The following is a 16,508-nucleotide window of genomic DNA, read 5'->3' as shown; positions in this document are numbered from 1 at the left end:
GGCTACGGCTGCGCGGTGGTCAGGTCACCGGTCGGGGTGCCGGCGGTGCCGGCGGTGTCGGCGGGCGGGTCGCCGGCCGGGTCACCGGCTGGGGCGCTGTTGGGGGTGCGGGTCGCGACGGAGTCGATGATCTCCGCGACCCGGGTCGCGATATTGGACAGCAGCGACGCCGACACCCCGTGCGTGTGCTCGGTGCCGCCCTGGAGGTACAGGCCGCAGGTGAGGGAGTCCTCGGTGACGACCCGGTAGTCGCGCTCCACCGCCGGGCGCCCCTCGGGGGTGGTGACCAGCTGGTCGGCGAGGTCCCCCAGCAGGGGGCGCGCGTCGGCCGGGTGGTAGCCGGTGGCGCAGACGACGTAGTGGGCGGGGACGGGGGTCTGCTTGCCGGTGACCAGGTCCTCCACGACCACGGCCACACCCTCGGGGCTCTCGGTCAGTCCGGCCACCCGGGAGGTGTTGTGCAGGTGCAGCCGCTGGTTGCCGTGGACCTTCTCCGCGTAGTGGCGGCGGTACAGCTCGCCGATCAAGTCCGGGTCGACCACCGAGTAGTTGGTGTTGCGGTGGTAGCCCATGATCTGCTGCTTGACGTCCTCGGGCGCGGAGTGGAAGGCGTCCACGGCCTCGGGGTCGAAGATGCGGTTGGCGAAGGGGCTGTCGTCGGAGGGGCTGTAGCCGTACCGGGACAGAACCGCGTGGATCCGGGCCTTGGGGAAGCGCTGGTGGAGGTGGTCGGCGACCTCGGCGGCGCTCTGCCCGGCGCCCACGACCACGAAGGAGCGCGGGTCGGCCGTGGGAGAGAGCTCGTCCAGGCGGGTGAGCAGGTACTCGTTGTGCCACACCCGGGCGGACTGCTCCAGACCTTCGGGCATGCGGGGCCGCAGGCCGGGGCCGAACACGACGTTGCGGGCGCGCAGCACGGTGCGCTCCCCCTCGGCGTTCTCGGAGACCACGTCCAGGTGTGTGACGCGCCCACCCGTGTGGACGGGGCGGACCTCGACGGCCTCGTGGCCGTAGCGGACCTGGTCGCTGACCCGCTCGGCGCACCAGGTGAGGTAGTCGTGGAACTCCTGGCGCAGCGGGAACAGGGTCTTGTGGTTGATGAAGTCGTGCAGCCGTCCCACGTGGTGCAGGAACGACAGGAAGCTGAAGTCGCTGGCCGGGTTGCGGGTGGTGACCAGGTCCTTGAGGAACGACACCTGCATGGTGGCGTCGTCGATGAGCATCCCCCGGTGCCAGCCGAAGGCGGCCTGCTTCTCCAGGAAGACCGCGGACAGCGGTGGGGTCGTGCCCTGTTCGCGGCGTTCGGCCAAGGCGATGGCCAGGCCGAGGTTCGAGGGGCCGAAACCCACCCCGACCAGGTCGTGGATCTCGGGCGAGTGGTCGTTGGAGGCCACAGGTGTTCCTTCGCGGTGGTGGTCGTTCAGGGGCCGGGGCGCGGGCGCGTTGGCGTTCGGATGGGGCACGTCAGGCCCCGGTGGGGGCCGGAACGTCCCGCAGGGCTCCCAGGGCCTGTTCGGTGGGGATCACGGCGGCGCAGCGCCCGGCGGCGTAGAGCAGGGCGGAGCGGTGGTGGTCGGCGCTGAAGTCGGCCACGGCGTCGGCGACCAGGAACGGCTGGATGTCGCGCATGAACGCGTCGGCGGCGGTGAGCTGGCAGCCGATGTGGGCGTACACGCCGGTGACGATGATCTGGTCACGTCCCTTAGCGGCCATGCGCTCGGCCAGGTCGGTCTGGGCGAAGGCGCTGTAGCGCCACTTGGTGAGCAGCACGTCCTCGCCCTCGGGGGCGAGTTCGGCGGTGATGTCGGTGTGTTCGGCGACCGCCTTCATGCCGCCGCCCCAGAAGTCGCGCTCCAGGCCCCGCTGTTCGGGGCTCATGTCTCCGGGCTTGGCCGTGTACACGACCGGTACGCCGGCGGTCCGGCAGGCGGCGCGCAGGGCGGCGATGTTGGCCGTCACCCCCGCCACCGGCTGGTTCTCCTGGTCGTAGGGGCGCAGGAAGTAGCGCTGCATGTCGTGCACGAGCAGCACGGCGCGGTCGGCGTCCACGGTCCAGGGCGCCCGGTTCTCGGGCAGCTCGTCGGCGGTGGGCAGCGGGTAGGGGTCGATGGTGGGCAGTGCCATCAGCGGTCTCCGGACGGGTCGGGTGTGTCGCGCTGGTCGCGCTTGGAGGTCTTGCCGACAGCGGTGGCCGGGAAGGAGTCCACGAAGCTGACGCGGTCGGGGATCTTGTAGGCGGCGAGCCCGCGGCCGCGGAGGAAGGCGAGGAGTTCACCGCGGGTGGGCGCCTCGCCGCGTGTGATGACGTAGGCGCAGGTGCGTTCGCCCAGGTAGGGGTCGGGAACGGCGACGACGGAGGCGTCGTGGACGGCCGGGTGGGCGAGGATGTGGTTCTCGACCTCTTCGGCGCCGATCTTCTCCCCGCCCCGGTTGATCTGGTCTTTGGCGCGGCCGGAGACGACGAGGCTGCCGGAGGGGTGGCGGCGCACGATGTCGCCGGTGCGGTAGAAGCCGTCGGCCGTGAAGGCGGCGGCGTTGTGCTCGGGCGCCTTGTAGTAGCCGCGGATCGTGTAGGGACCACGGGTCAGCAGATGGCCGGCGTCGCCTTCGGGGACCGGGCGGTCGTGCTCGTCGACGATGAGGATCTCGTCGTGGTCGCTGATCGGGCGGCCCTGGGTGGCGGTGACCACCTCGGCGGGGTCGCCGTCGCGGGTGTAGTTGACCAGGCCCTCGGCCATGCCGAAGACCTGCTGCAGGGCGCAGCCCAGGACCGGGGTGATCCGGCGGGCCGCCTGCTCGGGGAAGGTGGCGCCGCCGACCTGGATCATGCGCAGGGAGGACAGATCGCGTTCGGACTGGGATCCGTGCTCGACGGCGTCCAGCCAGAGCATGGCCACGGGCGGCACGACCGAGGTGAGGGTGACGCGTTCGCGCTCGATCAGGGCCAGGGCGGTGGCCGGGCTGGGGTCGGGCGACAGGACGACGCTGCCGCCCGCGTGCAGAACGCCGAGGAACCCGGGTGAGCTCATCGGGAAGTTGTGCGTGACCGGCAGGACGCCCAGGTAGACGGTGTCGACTCCAAGGGCGCAGATGTCCGCGCTGGCCCGGACCGAGTACAGGTAGTCGTCGTGGGTCCGCGGGATGAGCTTGGGCAGGCCGGTGGTGCCGCCGGAGAGCTGGAAGAAGGCGACGCCGCCGGGGTCGGGGTCGGCCAGGACCGCGGGGTCGGGCTCGGCGCGCAGCTCGTCCAGGGCGGTGAACCCTTCCGACGGCTCCCCCGGGTCGCCCGCCACGATCACGTGCTCGAGGCTGGCGGCTTCGGTGCGCACCTCGGCGGCCATGGGTCGGCAGTCGAACCCGGCGTGGGTGTCGGAGGTGACCAGGGCGACCGCCTCGGCGGTGGCGGCCAGGTGGTGGAGCTCGCTGCGGCGGTGGGCGGGCAGCGCGTACACCGGCAGGGCGCCCAGCCGGAACAGCGCGAAGACCACCTCGAAGAGCGCGGCGGCGTTGGGCAGGTGCAGCACGACCCGGTCACCCTCGGCCACACCCAGCCGGGCCAGGCCGGTGGCCAGGGAGTCGGCTCGCCGGTCCAGGTCGGCGTAGGTCCAGCGGACCCGGCCGTCGACGACGGCGGTGCGGGTGGCGAAGCGGGCGGCCCGGTCGCGCAGGAACGCGGGGAAGGTCTCGCCGATCCAGTACCCGGCTTCACGGTAGGTGTCGGCGAGGTCCTTGGGCCAAGGGGTCCAGTCGGTGTCCGCGATGGCGCGGGGGTTCGGGGCGGTGCTGGAGTTCGAGGCAGGGAGGGGGTTCGGGGCGGTGCGGGTCATGGTCAGGCGGCTCCGTCCACGCCGAGGGCGAGCAGGAGGGTGCGCAGCTTGGCCGAGGTTTCGGCGAGTTCGGCCTCCGGGTCGGACTCGGGCATGACCCCGCCGCCCGCGTACAGCTCCAGGGCACGCCCGGCCACGTCGGCGCAGCGGATGGTGACCACCCACTCACCGTCCCCCGCGGCGTCGGTGTAGCCGACCGCCCCGGTGTAGAAGCCGCGGTCGAAGGGTTCGAGTCTGCCGATGGTGTCGAAGGCCCGGCCGGTGGGCGTGCCGCAGACGGCGGGGGTGGGGTGCAGGGCGGCGGCGAGCCGGTGCGCGGGCACGTCGGGGTCGGTGAGTTCCCCGGTCACCCGGGTGGACAGGTGCCACATGGTGGCGGTCCCGATGAGCTCCGGTTCGGTGGGCACCGAGAGGTTCCGGCAGTGGGGGCGCAGGGCGTCGGCGACCGCCTCCACGACCACCGCGTGCTCGTGGCGGTCCTTGGCGGAGTTGAGCAGGGCGACGGCGCGGCGCTGGTCCTTGGTGGGGTCGGCGCTGCGCGGCGCGGACCCGGCCAGGGGGTTGGACAGGACGTGGCGGCCCCGCTTGGCCACGAGGAGTTCGGGGCTGGCCCCGATGAGGGTGCGGACCCCGGCGTCGCGTTCGGGCAGGTCGGCGGCGAAGACGAACGCGGTGGGGTCGCGCCAGACCAGGTTGGCCAGGACGGTCGCGACGTCGACGTCCTCGGTGCTCTCCACGTGCAGGCAGCGGGCGAGGACGACCTTGCGCAGCTCGGCGTCGTCCGCCATGAGCTTGACCGCGCGCTCGACGGCGGCGACGTGCGCCTCGGGTCCGGGGACGGGGGTGAGCGTCCACTGTCCGACGAGCGGGCTCCACCGGTGTTCGCCCTTGGTGGCGCGGGCCGGTGAGGGCGCCCACCGCACGGTTTCGGGTACGACCAGGCGGGCGGGCTGGGCGGCGTCGAAGGGGACGGCTCCCATGGCGACCGCGTCCTTGCCCGCGTCGGCGAGGACGGCGGGCAGGGCGTCGACCCGGTCCAGGGTGGTCAGGGCACCGGCGCCGTGGAGGGCCCTCGACGCGCTGGAGAAGAACGAGTCCCCTGGCCGGTAGGCCGTCAGGAGCTCGCCCGCCGTGGCCGCGGGGGCGGCGGTGCGCTGGGACATGGGTGTGGCCTTTCTGTGTCAGGCAGGCGGGTGGGCGGCCGTGGTGTGGCCGCCTGGTCGGCGGGGCTGCTTGCGGGCCAGCGGTGGCACGTGGGCGGGTGGTCGGCTGGGCTGGGGCGGTGTCGGGGCGGTCGACGACGGCATGGAGGTCAGCGCAATGTCGCCCCGCCGTCCACGTACAGCTCGTGCATGGTGATGTGGCGGGCCGCGTCGGAGACGAGGAAGCGCACCGCCGCGGCCACGTCCTCGGGCTGGCCGAGCCGCCCCACGGGGATGCCGACCTTGAAGTGCTCGGGGTCGCCGTTGACCAGGGCTTCGGGGTCGGGCGCCATGGCGCGGAGCATCGGGGTGTCGGTGGAGCCGGGTGAGACGACGTTGCAGCGCACACCCAAGGGAGCCAGTTCGAGGCCGAGCGACTTGGTGAACGCCACGGCCGCGGCTTTGGAGGCGGCGTAGGCGGCCATGCCGGAGCGGGGGACCCCGGCCGCGTTGGAGGCGACGGTGACCAGGTGGCCGTGGCCGCGCGGGCCCATGCGGCGGGCGGCGGCGCGGCCGACGTTGAAGACCCCGGTGGCGTTGACCGCCATCATCCGGTGCCAGTCGTGGTCGGCGCAGTCGGCGACCGGTCCGGTGGTGAGGGTCCCAGCGGCGCTGACGACCGTGGTGACCGGGCCGAGGAGCGTCTCGGCCTCGTCGAAGAGGCCCTCGACGCGTGCTGCTTCGGTGACGTCCGCGGTGAGGGCGTGGGCCTTGTGGCCTTCGGCTTCCAGCATGCGGACGGTCTCGGCGAGTCCGTCCGGGGCGACGTCGACGGCGGCGACCCGGGCCCCCTGGGCCGCGAGGTCCGCGGCGACCGCTCGGCCGACCCCGCTCGCCGCTCCGGTGACCACGGCGACGGCACCGTCGATCCCGTTCACGCTCAACGTCTCCCCCTGGTGCTGCTCTGGCTGGTGGTGCTGTGACTGATGGGACTTACCAAGGCAAGGCTCACCTTGATTAGGCAATCCTTACCTAATTCGCGGCAAGTCTCCGGCTGGCCACAGCCCGATGTCAACCGGAGGGTGGCAGTGACCTGGATCACGCACATGTCCACCCGACTCGGGCGCAACCTCACGCACAGGCAGCCGCACGACACCGAGAGCGATTCCGTTTTTCCAGGTCATGACGGATCCGTGAACACCGGAGCCACCGGCCCGCCCACGGCGGAAACCTCCTGCCCACCCGGCGCGCGCACCCCCGAAACCTGTCCCGGGTGAGGCGGTTGTCACCCTCAGGCACACCCCGGCCGGGTATCGGGGGGATTCGGTGCCACCCGGAATCAGGCACCGAGAGGGTTCACCTAGCCTGGATGCGGCCCGGAGCGGAGAGCCGGGACCTCCCCCGTACCGTGACGACCAGCCCGAGGAACCGCGTTGAGCATCAATCCCCGTACGACCGCCCTGGCTTTCCGTGTGGTGGCCGCCTTCGAGGCCTTCACCTGGGCCGGGCTCCTCGTCGGCATGTACTTCAAATACCTCGGCAACGGCAGTGAAGTGGGCGTGCAGATCTTCGGCGCGCTGCACGGCGGCGCGTTCATCGTCTACGTACTGGTGGCCCTGGGCGCCGCCTACCAACTGCGCTGGGGAATGTGGCCGACGCTGGTCGCGCTGGCCGCGTCGATCCCTCCCCTGGCCACTCTGCCCGCCGACTGGTGGCTGCACCGGACCGGGCGCCTGACCCCGCCGGAAGAGCGCACGCAGAAGGCCGCAGAGGAGCCCGAACCCGCTTCCTGACACACGAGGAAAAAACACCCGGAGTAACTTCAAGGGGATCGAATACCCAACGGGCCGCGAAACCATTTCGCGGCCCGTTCCGCGTTTCCGATGAAGACGAGTGAAACCCCTGAGAAACGTGAGGCCAAAAGGCTTTTCCGCTACCCCAGAGAGTCGAATCTGACCAGGGGGGTAAAGGGTTTACATCATGACCGGTAGCGGACAAAGGTTTTTACCGGTAACCCTTTGCGCACGGCGAGCGATCCGTGTTCTGTTGTGCACTGGCAAGTAACCGCCTCAGTGAGAAGGGCTCCCCCATGTCCCATCCACACGGACCCGACCGGCGAACACTCCTGCAGGGCGCGGCCGTCGCCTCCGGCGCCGCACTCGTGGGCGGCACGTTCGGCATCTCCACGGCCCACGCCGACACCGGCGCGGCCGCCGCCGAACCGTCGCTGTACTTCCGAGACGACTGGAACGCCCGGCCCCCGTCGAGCCCCGTCCAGGTCCTGGCCACCCCGCCGAGCTTCGTCGTGGTGCACCACACCGCCACCGCCAACAGCACCGACTACTCCGAAGCCCACGCCCTGGCACTGTCCAGATCCATCCAGAACTTCCACATGGACGACAACGGCTGGATCGACGCGGGCCAGCAGTTCACCATCAGCCGCGGCGGCCACATCATGGAGGGCCGCGACCGCGCCGTCCCCGCCGTGCGCGAGGGCAGCCACTGCGTGGGCACCCACGTGGCCGACAACAACAGCACGTGCGTCGGCATCGAGAACGAGGGCACCTACACGGACGTGGAGCCCACCCAGTCGCTCATCGACTCGCTGGTGGACACCCTGTCCTGGCTGTGCGGCGCCTACGGCCTCGACCCCCAGGACGCCATCCTGGGCCACCGGGACTTCAACGCCACCGAATGCCCGGGCGACGTGCTCTACGCGATGCTGCCGGACCTGCGCAGCAGCGTCTCCAGCGTGATGCGGGCTCGGGGCCTGGAGATCGGCACACCCGCGGTGGACCCCGAGGACGGGCCCACCTACCCGCCCGTTCCCGAGGACGAGCCCCAGCGCGAGTTCTACCACGGCCCCGCACGGGGACCGGACGACTTCACCCGCTGATCCGGCGAGGACGCTTCCCCGTTCAGCGTCACTCGCATCAGCTGTTCTCCTAGAGCAGTCCAGGGGCGGTGCCGGGCCCGGCACCGCCCCGCCTTGTGCCTTCATCCCTCTGGATTGGAGACCCGACCCTCCGCTCCCGGATGCGGCCCTCCCCCGCACTGTCACGGCCCGTGGTTACGCTCAGGGAGGCCCCGGCCGCCGTCGGGGTGCGACAACCCCTGCGGAAGGAAAACTATGGCTGTGCAGGAACCGACCGAGGTGTTCGCGTCCAGCCAGGGGGCGGTGCGCTGGGGATCCGTCGGCTCAGGGGAACCCGTGGTCCTGCTGCACGGGACCCCGTTCTCCTCGTTCGTTTGGCGGGACGTGGCCGCCGCGCTGTCCTCCCGGTACCGGGTCTTCTTCTGGGACATGCCCGGCTACGGCGCCTCGGAGATGCGGGCGGGCCAAGAGGTCTCCTTGGCCGCGCAGGGGATGGTGTTCGCGGGGCTGCTCGCGCACTGGGGGCTGGACCGGCCCAGCGTGGTCGCCCACGACTTCGGCGGGGCGGTGGCGCTGCGTGCGCACCTTCTGCACGGGGCCTCGTACGAGCGCCTCGCCCTGGTCTCGCCGGTGGCCCTGGCCCCGTGGGGCTCGCCGTTCTTCCGGCTGGTGGGCGAGCACACCGAGGTCTTCGAGCAGCTGCCGCCCGCCCTGCACCGGGCACTGGTGGCCGAGTACGTGAGCTCGGCCAGCGCCAAGGGAATGTTGCCCCAGACCCTGGACCGCTTGGTGGAGCCGTGGACCGGACCGGAGGGACAGCCCGCGTTCTACCGCCAGATCGAGCAGGCCGACCAGGCGCACACCGACGAGATCCAAGGGCTGTACCCCACGATGGGTCTTCCCGTCCTCCTGGCGTGGGGCGAGGAGGACACCTGGATCCCGCCGGAGCGGGACCGCGAACTCGCCGCTCTGATCCCCGGCGTGAGCGCGCATCCCATCGCGGGCGCGGGCCACCTCGTCCAACTGGACGCCCCGGCCCAGCTGACCGCCGCCCTCACGCGGTTCCTCGACGGGTGATCCCCCGATCCAGGGATGTTCCCGGGGACCGGTATCGCTCGTGGGGCGAGCGGGGAGGAATGCCACTGGCGGGGTGCCCTCCGGCGCCGCGCACCGGCCACGAGTTGCAGGGAGAGTCCTCATGTCCCAACAGGTCCAGGGTGTGATCTCACGTGCGAAGGGCGCACCGGTCGAACTGACCACCATCGTCGTCCCCGACCCGGGACCGGGCGAGGCCGTGGTCAGAATCCAGGCGTGCGGCGTCTGCCACACCGACCTCCACTACCGGGAAGGCTGGATCAACGACGAATACCCCTTCCTGCTCGGCCACGAGGCCGCGGGCGTCGTGGAGACCGTCGGCTCGGGCGTCACCCACGTGGCCCCCGGCGACTACGTCGTCCTCAACTGGCGTGCGGTGTGCGGTGAATGCCGCGCCTGCAAGCGGGGACGGCCCCAGTACTGCTTCGACACCCACAACGCCGAGCAGCCGATGACCCTGGAGGACGGCACCGAACTGTCCCCCGCGCTGGGTATCGGCGCTTTCGCCGAGAAGACGCTGGTCGCCGCCGGCCAGTGCACCAAGGTCGACCCGGCCGCCTCCCCCGCCGCGGCGGGACTGCTCGGCTGCGGGATCATGGCCGGGGTCGGCGCCGCCATCAACACCGGAGGGGTGGGCCGGGGCGACTCGGTGGCGGTGATCGGCTGCGGCGGCGTGGGCAGTGCCGCGGTGGCGGGGTCCCGGCTGGCCGGGGCCGACCGGATCATCGCCGTAGACCTGGAGGACCGCAAGCTGGAGTGGGCCCGCGGGTTCGGCGCCACACACACCGTCAACGCGGGCCGGACCGACCCGGTCGAGGCGATCCGCGAACTCACCGGCGGGTTCGGCGCGGACGTGGTGATCGACGCGGTCGGTCTCCCCCAGACCTACGAGCAGGCGTTCTACGCCCGCGACCTGGCGGGCACCGTCGTGCTGGTGGGTGTGCCCACCCCGGAGATGCGGCTGGAGCTGCCGCTGCTGGACGTGTTCGGCCGAGGCGGAGCCCTGAAGTCGAGCTGGTACGGGGACTGCCTGCCATCGCGGGACTTCCCGATGCTCATAGATTTGTACACGCAGGGCAGGCTGGACCTTGACGGGTTCGTCACCGAGGAAATCGGCATCGGTGACGTCGAAGAGGCCTTCGCCCGCATGGAGCGGGGCGATGTACTGCGATCGGTGGTGCGACTGTGAGTGACACGAGAGTGGAACACCTGACCACGTCCGGGGTCTTCACCCTGGACGGCGGTTCCTGGGAGGTGGACAACAACGTCTGGCTCGTGGGCGACGACGAGGAGGTCGTGGTCGTCGACGCCCCCCACGACGCCGAGGCGATCGTGGCGGCGGTGGACGGGCGCAGGGTCGTGGCGGTGCTGTGCACGCACGGGCACAACGACCACGTGAACGCCGCCCCGGCGGTGGCCGACGCGACGGGCGCGCAGATCCTGCTGCACCCAGAGGACCGGGTGCTGTGGGATATGACCCACCCCGACCGGACCCCGGACGGGGAGCTGGCTGACGGGCAGTCCGTGCGGGTCGGGGGTACCGAGCTGACCGTGATCCACACACCGGGCCACGCGCCGGGAGCGGTGTGCCTGTACGCGCCGGAGCTGGGCGTGCTGTTCAGCGGCGACACCCTTTTCCAAGGCGGCCCGGGGGCGACGGGGCGGTCCTACTCGGACTTCCCGACCATCGTGGACTCGATCCGGCGCAGGCTGCTGACGCTGCCAGCGGAGACGGTGGTCAACACCGGGCACGGCGACTCAACGACCATCGGCGCGGAGGCACCCAACATCCCGGATTAGCCGGTGCCGGCCAGGGGACGCGGGGCGGCCGGGGCGGACCAGGGGCACTGGTTCCCTCCCCGGCCGCTCTGCTCAGTCGAGCCGGATCTCCACCGGGTCGCCGAAGCCCCAGTTGTCCGTCACCTCGAGGGCCACCGCGTCGGTACCCTCCGGAACGTCGAAGGCGGCCTGTCCCGTGACCTGGTTCCCCGGGTTGATCTGCTCGAGGAAGAACGTTTCGTCGATCAGCGTCGTGCTGGTGGAGTGGCTGTTCCCGTCGGCGTCGGTCAGGGAAAGCGCGGTCTCGTCGAAATAGGTGGCTTCGCTTCCGCTGTTTTCCACCGTCATTTCGACGATGACGAACTCCCCTTGGGCCTGCTCTTCGAAGAACTCGTCGCTGAAAGTGGCCGCGGTCTCGGTGCCGTGCACGGTGACCATCCAGTCGCCGACCTCACCGGTGTCGCCGATCCCGACGCTCTCGGCTTCTTCGGGGGCCTCCTCCGCGGTCTCCTCGGCCGCTTCGGAATCGCCCTCCGCATTGCCGGGGGCGGTCTCGGCTTCCTCCCCGACCACAGCGGTGCAGGCGAACATGCCCAGGACGAGCAGGATCGCGGCCAGCAGGAACCACGGCCACTTCTTGCGTTTGCGCACCGGCGCAGCCTGGGGCGGTCCGTACGGCGGGTACCCGTACGGGGGTTGGCCGTACTGCTGCTGGCCGTACTGCGGCGGTCCGTACGGCTGCTGGCCGTACCCCTGAGGACCGCTGTACGGGGGGCCGCTGTGTCGGGGACCGTACTGCGACGGCCCGTCCTGCATACTGCTCATGGCACACGCCTTCCTGAAAACAACCCCTCGGGGATTCGGGGAACCCCCTGCTTCCAGGGTCGCCCCGTTTTCCGGAAAAGCAGGCCATGTGCGGTCTATATTTTTCCACTGAACAGACTCTGCACCGGCAAATTTATCGGCACGAAGAACCGGGTACGGCAACTTTCTCGGTATTCCTGGAAAATGTATCCGGTTTTGGCCGCCTATGGACGTTGACGCGCCTTGCCCGGCGGGCGGCGACCGGGTAGCCGCCCTCGCGGAGCTCTGCCCGTGGCCCGCTCAGTCCAGGTCGATCTCGGCGATGACCTCGCCGTCCTCGTCCACGCGGCCGGTCTTGCGGAAACCCAGGGCCAGGTAGAAGTCCTCGGGTCCGCCCTCGCCGGGGACCCAGGACACCGTGACCCGGCTGTGCCCCCGGCGGCGGGCCTCAGCGAGGGCGCCCCGCACGGCGAAGCGGCCGTAGCCCCTGCCCTGGAGGTTGGCGGCGACGTTCAGCCGCCAGATCGCTGCGCGGTAGTCGGGGTCCTTCTCGTCGGGGTCGAACTGGACCATGACGAAACCGACGGCCCGGTCACCGTCCATGAGCAGGCGGGGCCAGGCGGTGTCACGGGCCGTGTACGCCTGGGCGAGGGAGCGTTCCACCGTGGCGACGAAGCGGTTCTGGTCCTCGCGGACCTTGACCGCGATGGCCGTGTCGAAGTTGTCATGGGAGATCTCGACCAAGCGCAGGGCGCGGGTGTCAGTCATGCGCGGCACGTTACGCCACCGTGCCGGGGCACACCATCGGTTTTCGGCGCGGTCAGCCCCGGAGCCGGGCGAGGACCCGGTCGACGTCGAAGCGCTCGGCCTGGGTGAGGGGTGCACCGGACCGCTCGCGGAGCCGTGTGGCCTCGGCCAGGAGGTCGGCGGCGCGGGTCCGGTCCCCGGTGAGCGCATGGGCGCCCGCCAGCCCTTCGAGGGCGGAGGCGACCGCGCGCGGGTCGCCGCTGGCCTCGGCGTCGGCTCGGGCCATGGTGTGCAGGTCCAGGGCGGTCGCGGCGTCCCCTCGCTGCTCGGCGGCGTAGCCGAGCTGGGTGCGAATGAACGCCGTTCCGACATGGCTGACCGCCCGCAGGTTCCAGTCCAGCCAGCGGCCCAGGACGCGCTCGGCCCGCTCGGGGTGACCGCGTCGGCGGGCCGCCAGCGCTGTACCGGCGTCGGCGAACTGTTCGGCCCCGGCATCGGAGTGCTCGGCGGCCAGGGCGGCGGCCCGGCCGTGCAGGACGTCGGCCCGGTCCAGGTCGCCGCGGAGCAGCGCCACCCTCCCCAGCCCGGACAGGGCGCGGGTGACGCTGCCCCACAGCCGCAGGTCCTCGGCCAGGCGCAGGCCGTGTTCGTGGTGGTCGGCGTCGCCGTCGAGGTCGCCGACGGCCTCCATGGCCTGGGCGAGGACGTCGGTGGCGTGGAGGACACCCCAACCGTCGCCAAGGTCCCGGAGCGTCCCCGCGGCCCGGTCGGCGGCTTCCGCTGCCCCCGCAATGTCGCCGCGGCTGAGGGAGGCGTCGGCCAGGGTCGCCCGGGATACCGCTGCACCCCATGGGTCGCCGGCCGCGACCGCGGCTGCGTGGGCGGCCTCGACGCGGGCGGTGGCCTGGTCGCGGTCGCCCAGGCCCCACCGGGTGTGTTCGACCAGCCAGGCCAGGCGTGCGCGGTTGACCGGATCGGTGACCGCCGCCAGGTGTTCGGGAGCGCGTGATCGTCGGGCAAGCTCGCTGTCGGTGGCGGGCAGGGCGAGGGCGGTCCGCCACAGCTCGGCCTCCGCACGGGTGGCGGGGTCCCCGCCAGGCAGGGAGAGCGCGCGGTCCAGGGCCAGCCGGGCCTGCCCCGAACGCCCCCTGAGGTAACGGTGCCAGCTGGGTGTGGCGGCCAGGCGCAGGGCGAGGTCGGTGTCGCCCTTCTGGACGGCGTCGTCGAGGGCGGCGTGCAGGTTGGCGGCCTCCCGGTCCAGGCGTTCCAGCCAGCGGTGCTGGCCGGGCCCGCGCAGGCGGGCATCGGCCGTGGCGGCGAGGTCGGCGAGGTGGCGGGCGTGCCGGGTGCGGACGCGGTGGTGGTCGCCGGAGGCGGCCAGGTGCTCCAGGGCGTAGGCGGACACGGTCTCCAGGAGCCGGTAGCGGGTACGGGTGGGGTGGTCCTCGACCACGACGAGGGAGCGGTCGGCCAGGCTGCCGATCAGGTCCAGGACCTGCTCTCGGGGTACGTGCACCGGTCCTTCCCCGGGCTCCGCCCCTTCCGTGCCGGGGTCCGCCCGGTCGGGTCCCGAGCAGACCGCCTCGGCGGTGTCGGGTTCGCAGCCGTCCGCGGTCACGGCGAGGCGGGCCAGAACGGCGCGTTCGGCGGCGTCGAGCGGTTCCCAGCTCCAGTCGATGACGGCGCGCAGGGTGCGCTGCCGGGCCGGGGCGTCGCGGCGGCCGGTGCCGAGCAGGGCGAACCGGTCGTCCAGGCGGGCGGCGATGTCACCGATGCCGAGGTGGCGCAGACGGGTGGCGGCCAGTTCCAGGGCCAGGGGGATGCCGTCCAGGCGTCGGCAGACCGTGGTGACGGCGGGGGCGGTTTCGGGGGTGAGCGTGAAGGTGCCGCGGGCGGCGCGGGCGCGTTCGGTGAAGAGCTGGACGGCACCCGAGGCGGCGAGCCGGTCGGGGTCGGTCACTCCGGGCGGGGGCAGGTCGAGCGGGGGTACCGCGTAGAGGTGTTCCCCTCCCACGTCGAGGGGGACCCGGCCGGTGGCGAGGACGCGCAGGTGCGGCAGAGCGGCCAGGAGGTGCGAGACGAGGGCGGCGACCGGCGCGACGACGTGTTCGTGGTTGTCCAGCACGAGCAGGCTGTGGCGCCCGCGGAGCAGCGCGACGATCCGGGCCAGTTCGTCGCGGGCTATGGGCGTGTCTCCGGTGGGTCCGGCCGTACGGTCGTCCCGGGCGCCGAGGACCGCGGCCAGGAGGGGTACGGGGTCGCCGTCGGGCGCGAGTCCGGCCAGTTCGACCAGCCAGGCGCCGTCCTGGGCCGACAGCCGTGTTCCGGCCGCCAGCGCGAGGCTGGTCTTGCCGACCCCGCCCGGGCCGGTGAGGGTGACGAGCCGGTGTTCGGTGAGCAGGGCGTGCAAGTCCCGGAGCTGGCGGTCGCGGCCCACCAGTGCGCCGACGGGTGCGGGAAGGCTGCTCGGCGGGGGTGCGGGGTCGGGCACGGGGTCCAGGGCGGGGTCGCGGGCGAGCATGGCCCGGTGCAGGTCGAGCAGGGCGGGCCCGGGGTCGATCCCGAGCTCGTCGGCGAGGCGGGACCGCAGGCGCGCGTATCCGGCCAGGGCTTCGGCCTGGCGGCCGGCCCCGTAGAGCGCACGCAGGTGGGCCGCGTGCAGGCGCTCCCGGTAGGGGTGCTGGGCGGCGGGTCCGGCCAGTTCGGCCGCTAAGGCGGTGTGTTCGCCCAGTTCCAGGCGGCATTCCGCGAGGTCCTCCACGGCGGACAGGCGCCCTTCGGTCCAGCGGGTCAGCTCCGCCCACCTGCCCGGGTCCGCGTGGGGTCCGGTGTCCGCGAACTCGGCCAGCGCGGGTCCGCGCCACAGGTCCAGGGCCTGGGTGAGCAGGTCGGCGCGGGAGCGGGGATCGGCGGTGCGGGAGGCACGGTCGAGGAGGTCCTCGAAGCGGGTGGCGTCGAGGTGGTCGGCCTCCAGAAGATAGGCGGAGTGGCGGTGGCGGACCAGGGCACGGGCTCCCGGTTCGGCGGCGTCCAGGACCCCGCGCAGCTGGGAGACCCGGGCTTGGAGGACGGCTGTGGGCCGGGTCGGCGGGCTGTCGCCCCAGAGGTGGTCGACGAGCCGGTCGGCGGGGACGGGGCGCCCCCGGGCCAGGAGCAGGGCGGCCAGCAGGGCGCGGACCTTGGTGTCACCGACCCGGACGGGCTCCCCGTGGTCGGTCCGCACCGACAGTGGCCCGAGCACCCCGAAACGCATGCCCTCACGGTAGCGCTCCGCGGCGGTCCTCCCCCGCCCGTGGTGAACCTCTCCCCGCCCGTGGCGGGCCCGTAGCGGATCCGTGGGCGACCCGTGGCGGTACCGGACACCGTGTGACGTGTCGGGGGGCGGCCACCGGGCCGCCCCCGTGAAGAGCAAGGAGTTCTCATGGGTGTCTACGAGGGCAAGCGGGCCGTGGTGGTCGGCGGAACGCACGGCATGGGCCTGGGCGTGGTCGAAGAGCTGCTGGCCGGCGGGGCGACGGTGCTGTTGACCGGCAACAACGAGAAGCACCTGGAGGAGGTGCGCGGCAGGTTCGGTCCCCGGGTGCACGCGGTGCGCGCGGACGCGGCCCGGGTCGCCGACGCCGACGTACTGGCGGAGACGGTGCGCGAGGTCTTGGGCGGGTTCGACTTCCTGCACGTCAACGTGGGGGTGGCCGCGGCGGCACCGTTCACGGAGGTCGATGAGGAGGCCTACGAGCGGATGTTCGGGATCAACGCCCGGGGCGCGTTCTTCACCGTGCAGCGGCTGGCGCCGATGATCGCCGATGGCGGGTCGGTCGTGTTCACCACGTCGGTGACCAACGCGACCGGGACGGCCGGGCTGAGCGTGTACACCGGGACCAAGGCGGCGGTGGCGGGTTTCGCCCGGTCTTTCGCGGCCGAGCTGCTGCCGCGCCGGATCCGGGTCAACTGTGTGGCTCCCGGGTTCGTGCACACGCGCTCCGGCGGGTTCGCCGACGCCTCGGAGGCCGAAAGGGCGGCGATCGCGGAGGCCGGTGACCGGGGCACGCCCATGGGCCGCCACGGGACGGTGGCCGAGGTGGCGCGGGCGGTGCTGTTCCTGGGCTTCGAGGCGACCTTCACCACCGGCGCCGAGCTGCCCGTGGACGGCGGGATCGGTCCGGCGCTGCAAAGCCTCGGCTGACGCGGTCGCCGCGCCCCGGCGAGCCCTCGGGCGGGCTCGCCGGGGCCACTGGGGCC

Annotated in this window: 14 protein-coding genes; 6 read left to right on the top strand and 8 right to left on the bottom strand. The window is 72.3% G+C overall.

Annotated elements, in window-relative coordinates; translation table 11 throughout:
- Positions 1 to 2: 2 nt before the first annotated feature.
- The 5 genes from ACYVD1_RS04585 to ACYVD1_RS04565 all read right to left on the bottom strand — a co-directional run bounded on the left by ACYVD1_RS04585 (position 3) and on the right by ACYVD1_RS04565 (position 5,907).
- A complete protein-coding gene (locus ACYVD1_RS04585) occupies positions 3 to 1,394 on the bottom strand; it encodes a lysine N(6)-hydroxylase/L-ornithine N(5)-oxygenase family protein (RefSeq protein WP_460768176.1) in 1,392 nt (463 codons plus the stop codon).
- Between the two features lie 70 nt (positions 1,395 to 1,464).
- Entirely contained in the window at positions 1,465 to 2,124 is a 660-nt protein-coding gene (locus ACYVD1_RS04580) for an isochorismatase family protein (protein WP_460768174.1), read from the bottom strand.
- A complete protein-coding gene (locus ACYVD1_RS04575) occupies positions 2,124 to 3,827 on the bottom strand; it encodes a (2,3-dihydroxybenzoyl)adenylate synthase (protein WP_460768172.1) in 1,704 nt (567 codons plus the stop codon). The genes ACYVD1_RS04580 and ACYVD1_RS04575 overlap by 1 nt, the downstream gene beginning before the upstream one ends.
- Before the next feature lie 2 nt (positions 3,828 to 3,829).
- The gene (locus tag ACYVD1_RS04570) at positions 3,830 to 4,990 is read right to left on the bottom strand and encodes an isochorismate synthase (protein WP_460768170.1); all 1,161 of its coding nucleotides are present in this window, start codon (positions 4,988 to 4,990) and stop codon (positions 3,830 to 3,832) included.
- A 149-nt stretch (positions 4,991 to 5,139) separates the two neighbouring features.
- Positions 5,140 to 5,907, bottom strand: a complete 768-nt coding sequence (locus tag ACYVD1_RS04565) for an SDR family oxidoreductase (protein WP_460768168.1) — start codon at positions 5,905 to 5,907, stop codon at positions 5,140 to 5,142.
- Between the two features lie 495 nt (positions 5,908 to 6,402).
- On the opposite strand from ACYVD1_RS04565, the gene ACYVD1_RS04560 reads away from it, so the two are divergent.
- The 5 genes from ACYVD1_RS04560 (at position 6,403) to ACYVD1_RS04540 (ending at position 10,739) form a co-directional block, all read left to right on the top strand.
- Positions 6,403 to 6,762, top strand: a complete 360-nt coding sequence (locus ACYVD1_RS04560) for a DUF3817 domain-containing protein (RefSeq protein WP_460768166.1) — start codon at positions 6,403 to 6,405, stop codon at positions 6,760 to 6,762.
- Between the two features lie 296 nt (positions 6,763 to 7,058).
- Positions 7,059 to 7,865 (top strand): peptidoglycan recognition protein family protein, encoded by an 807-nt coding sequence (locus tag ACYVD1_RS04555; RefSeq protein WP_460768163.1) that lies wholly within the window; start codon positions 7,059 to 7,061, stop codon positions 7,863 to 7,865.
- 234 nt (positions 7,866 to 8,099) lie between these two features.
- Positions 8,100 to 8,921: an alpha/beta fold hydrolase gene (locus tag ACYVD1_RS04550; protein ID WP_460768160.1), complete on the top strand. Its 822-nt coding sequence runs from the start codon at positions 8,100 to 8,102 to the stop codon at positions 8,919 to 8,921.
- 121 nt (positions 8,922 to 9,042) lie between these two features.
- Positions 9,043 to 10,128, top strand: a complete 1,086-nt coding sequence (locus ACYVD1_RS04545; RefSeq protein WP_460768156.1) for an S-(hydroxymethyl)mycothiol dehydrogenase — start codon at positions 9,043 to 9,045, stop codon at positions 10,126 to 10,128.
- Positions 10,125 to 10,739, top strand: coding sequence for an MBL fold metallo-hydrolase (locus ACYVD1_RS04540; RefSeq protein ID WP_460768152.1), 615 nt, complete (start codon positions 10,125 to 10,127; stop codon positions 10,737 to 10,739). The genes ACYVD1_RS04545 and ACYVD1_RS04540 overlap by 4 nt, the downstream gene beginning before the upstream one ends.
- A 72-nt stretch (positions 10,740 to 10,811) precedes the next feature.
- Here the strand turns inward: ACYVD1_RS04540 and ACYVD1_RS04535 are convergent, their stop codons facing one another.
- The 3 genes from ACYVD1_RS04535 to ACYVD1_RS04525 all read right to left on the bottom strand — a co-directional run bounded on the left by ACYVD1_RS04535 (position 10,812) and on the right by ACYVD1_RS04525 (position 15,522).
- Positions 10,812 to 11,543 carry a DUF4352 domain-containing protein gene (locus tag ACYVD1_RS04535; protein WP_460768147.1) on the bottom strand — a complete coding sequence of 244 codons (732 nt, stop codon included), beginning with the start codon at positions 11,541 to 11,543 and terminating at the stop codon, positions 10,812 to 10,814.
- A gap of 279 nt (positions 11,544 to 11,822) precedes the next feature.
- Entirely contained in the window at positions 11,823 to 12,290 is a 468-nt protein-coding gene (locus tag ACYVD1_RS04530; RefSeq protein WP_460768144.1) for a GNAT family N-acetyltransferase, read from the bottom strand.
- Between the two features lie 52 nt (positions 12,291 to 12,342).
- A complete protein-coding gene (locus ACYVD1_RS04525) occupies positions 12,343 to 15,522 on the bottom strand; it encodes an ATP-binding protein (RefSeq protein WP_460768140.1) in 3,180 nt (1,059 codons plus the stop codon).
- A 168-nt stretch (positions 15,523 to 15,690) separates the two neighbouring features.
- Between ACYVD1_RS04525 and ACYVD1_RS04520 the strand changes: the two genes are divergently transcribed.
- Complete coding sequence (locus ACYVD1_RS04520) at positions 15,691 to 16,452, top strand: SDR family oxidoreductase (RefSeq protein ID WP_460768139.1); 762 nt, start codon at positions 15,691 to 15,693, stop codon at positions 16,450 to 16,452.
- The last annotated feature ends 56 nt before the right edge of the window (positions 16,453 to 16,508 follow it).

This window comes from Nocardiopsis nanhaiensis, assembly GCF_054778635.1.
The sequence above is the reverse complement of the archived record's forward strand: the minus strand, read 5'-3'. Positions and strand labels throughout refer to the sequence as shown.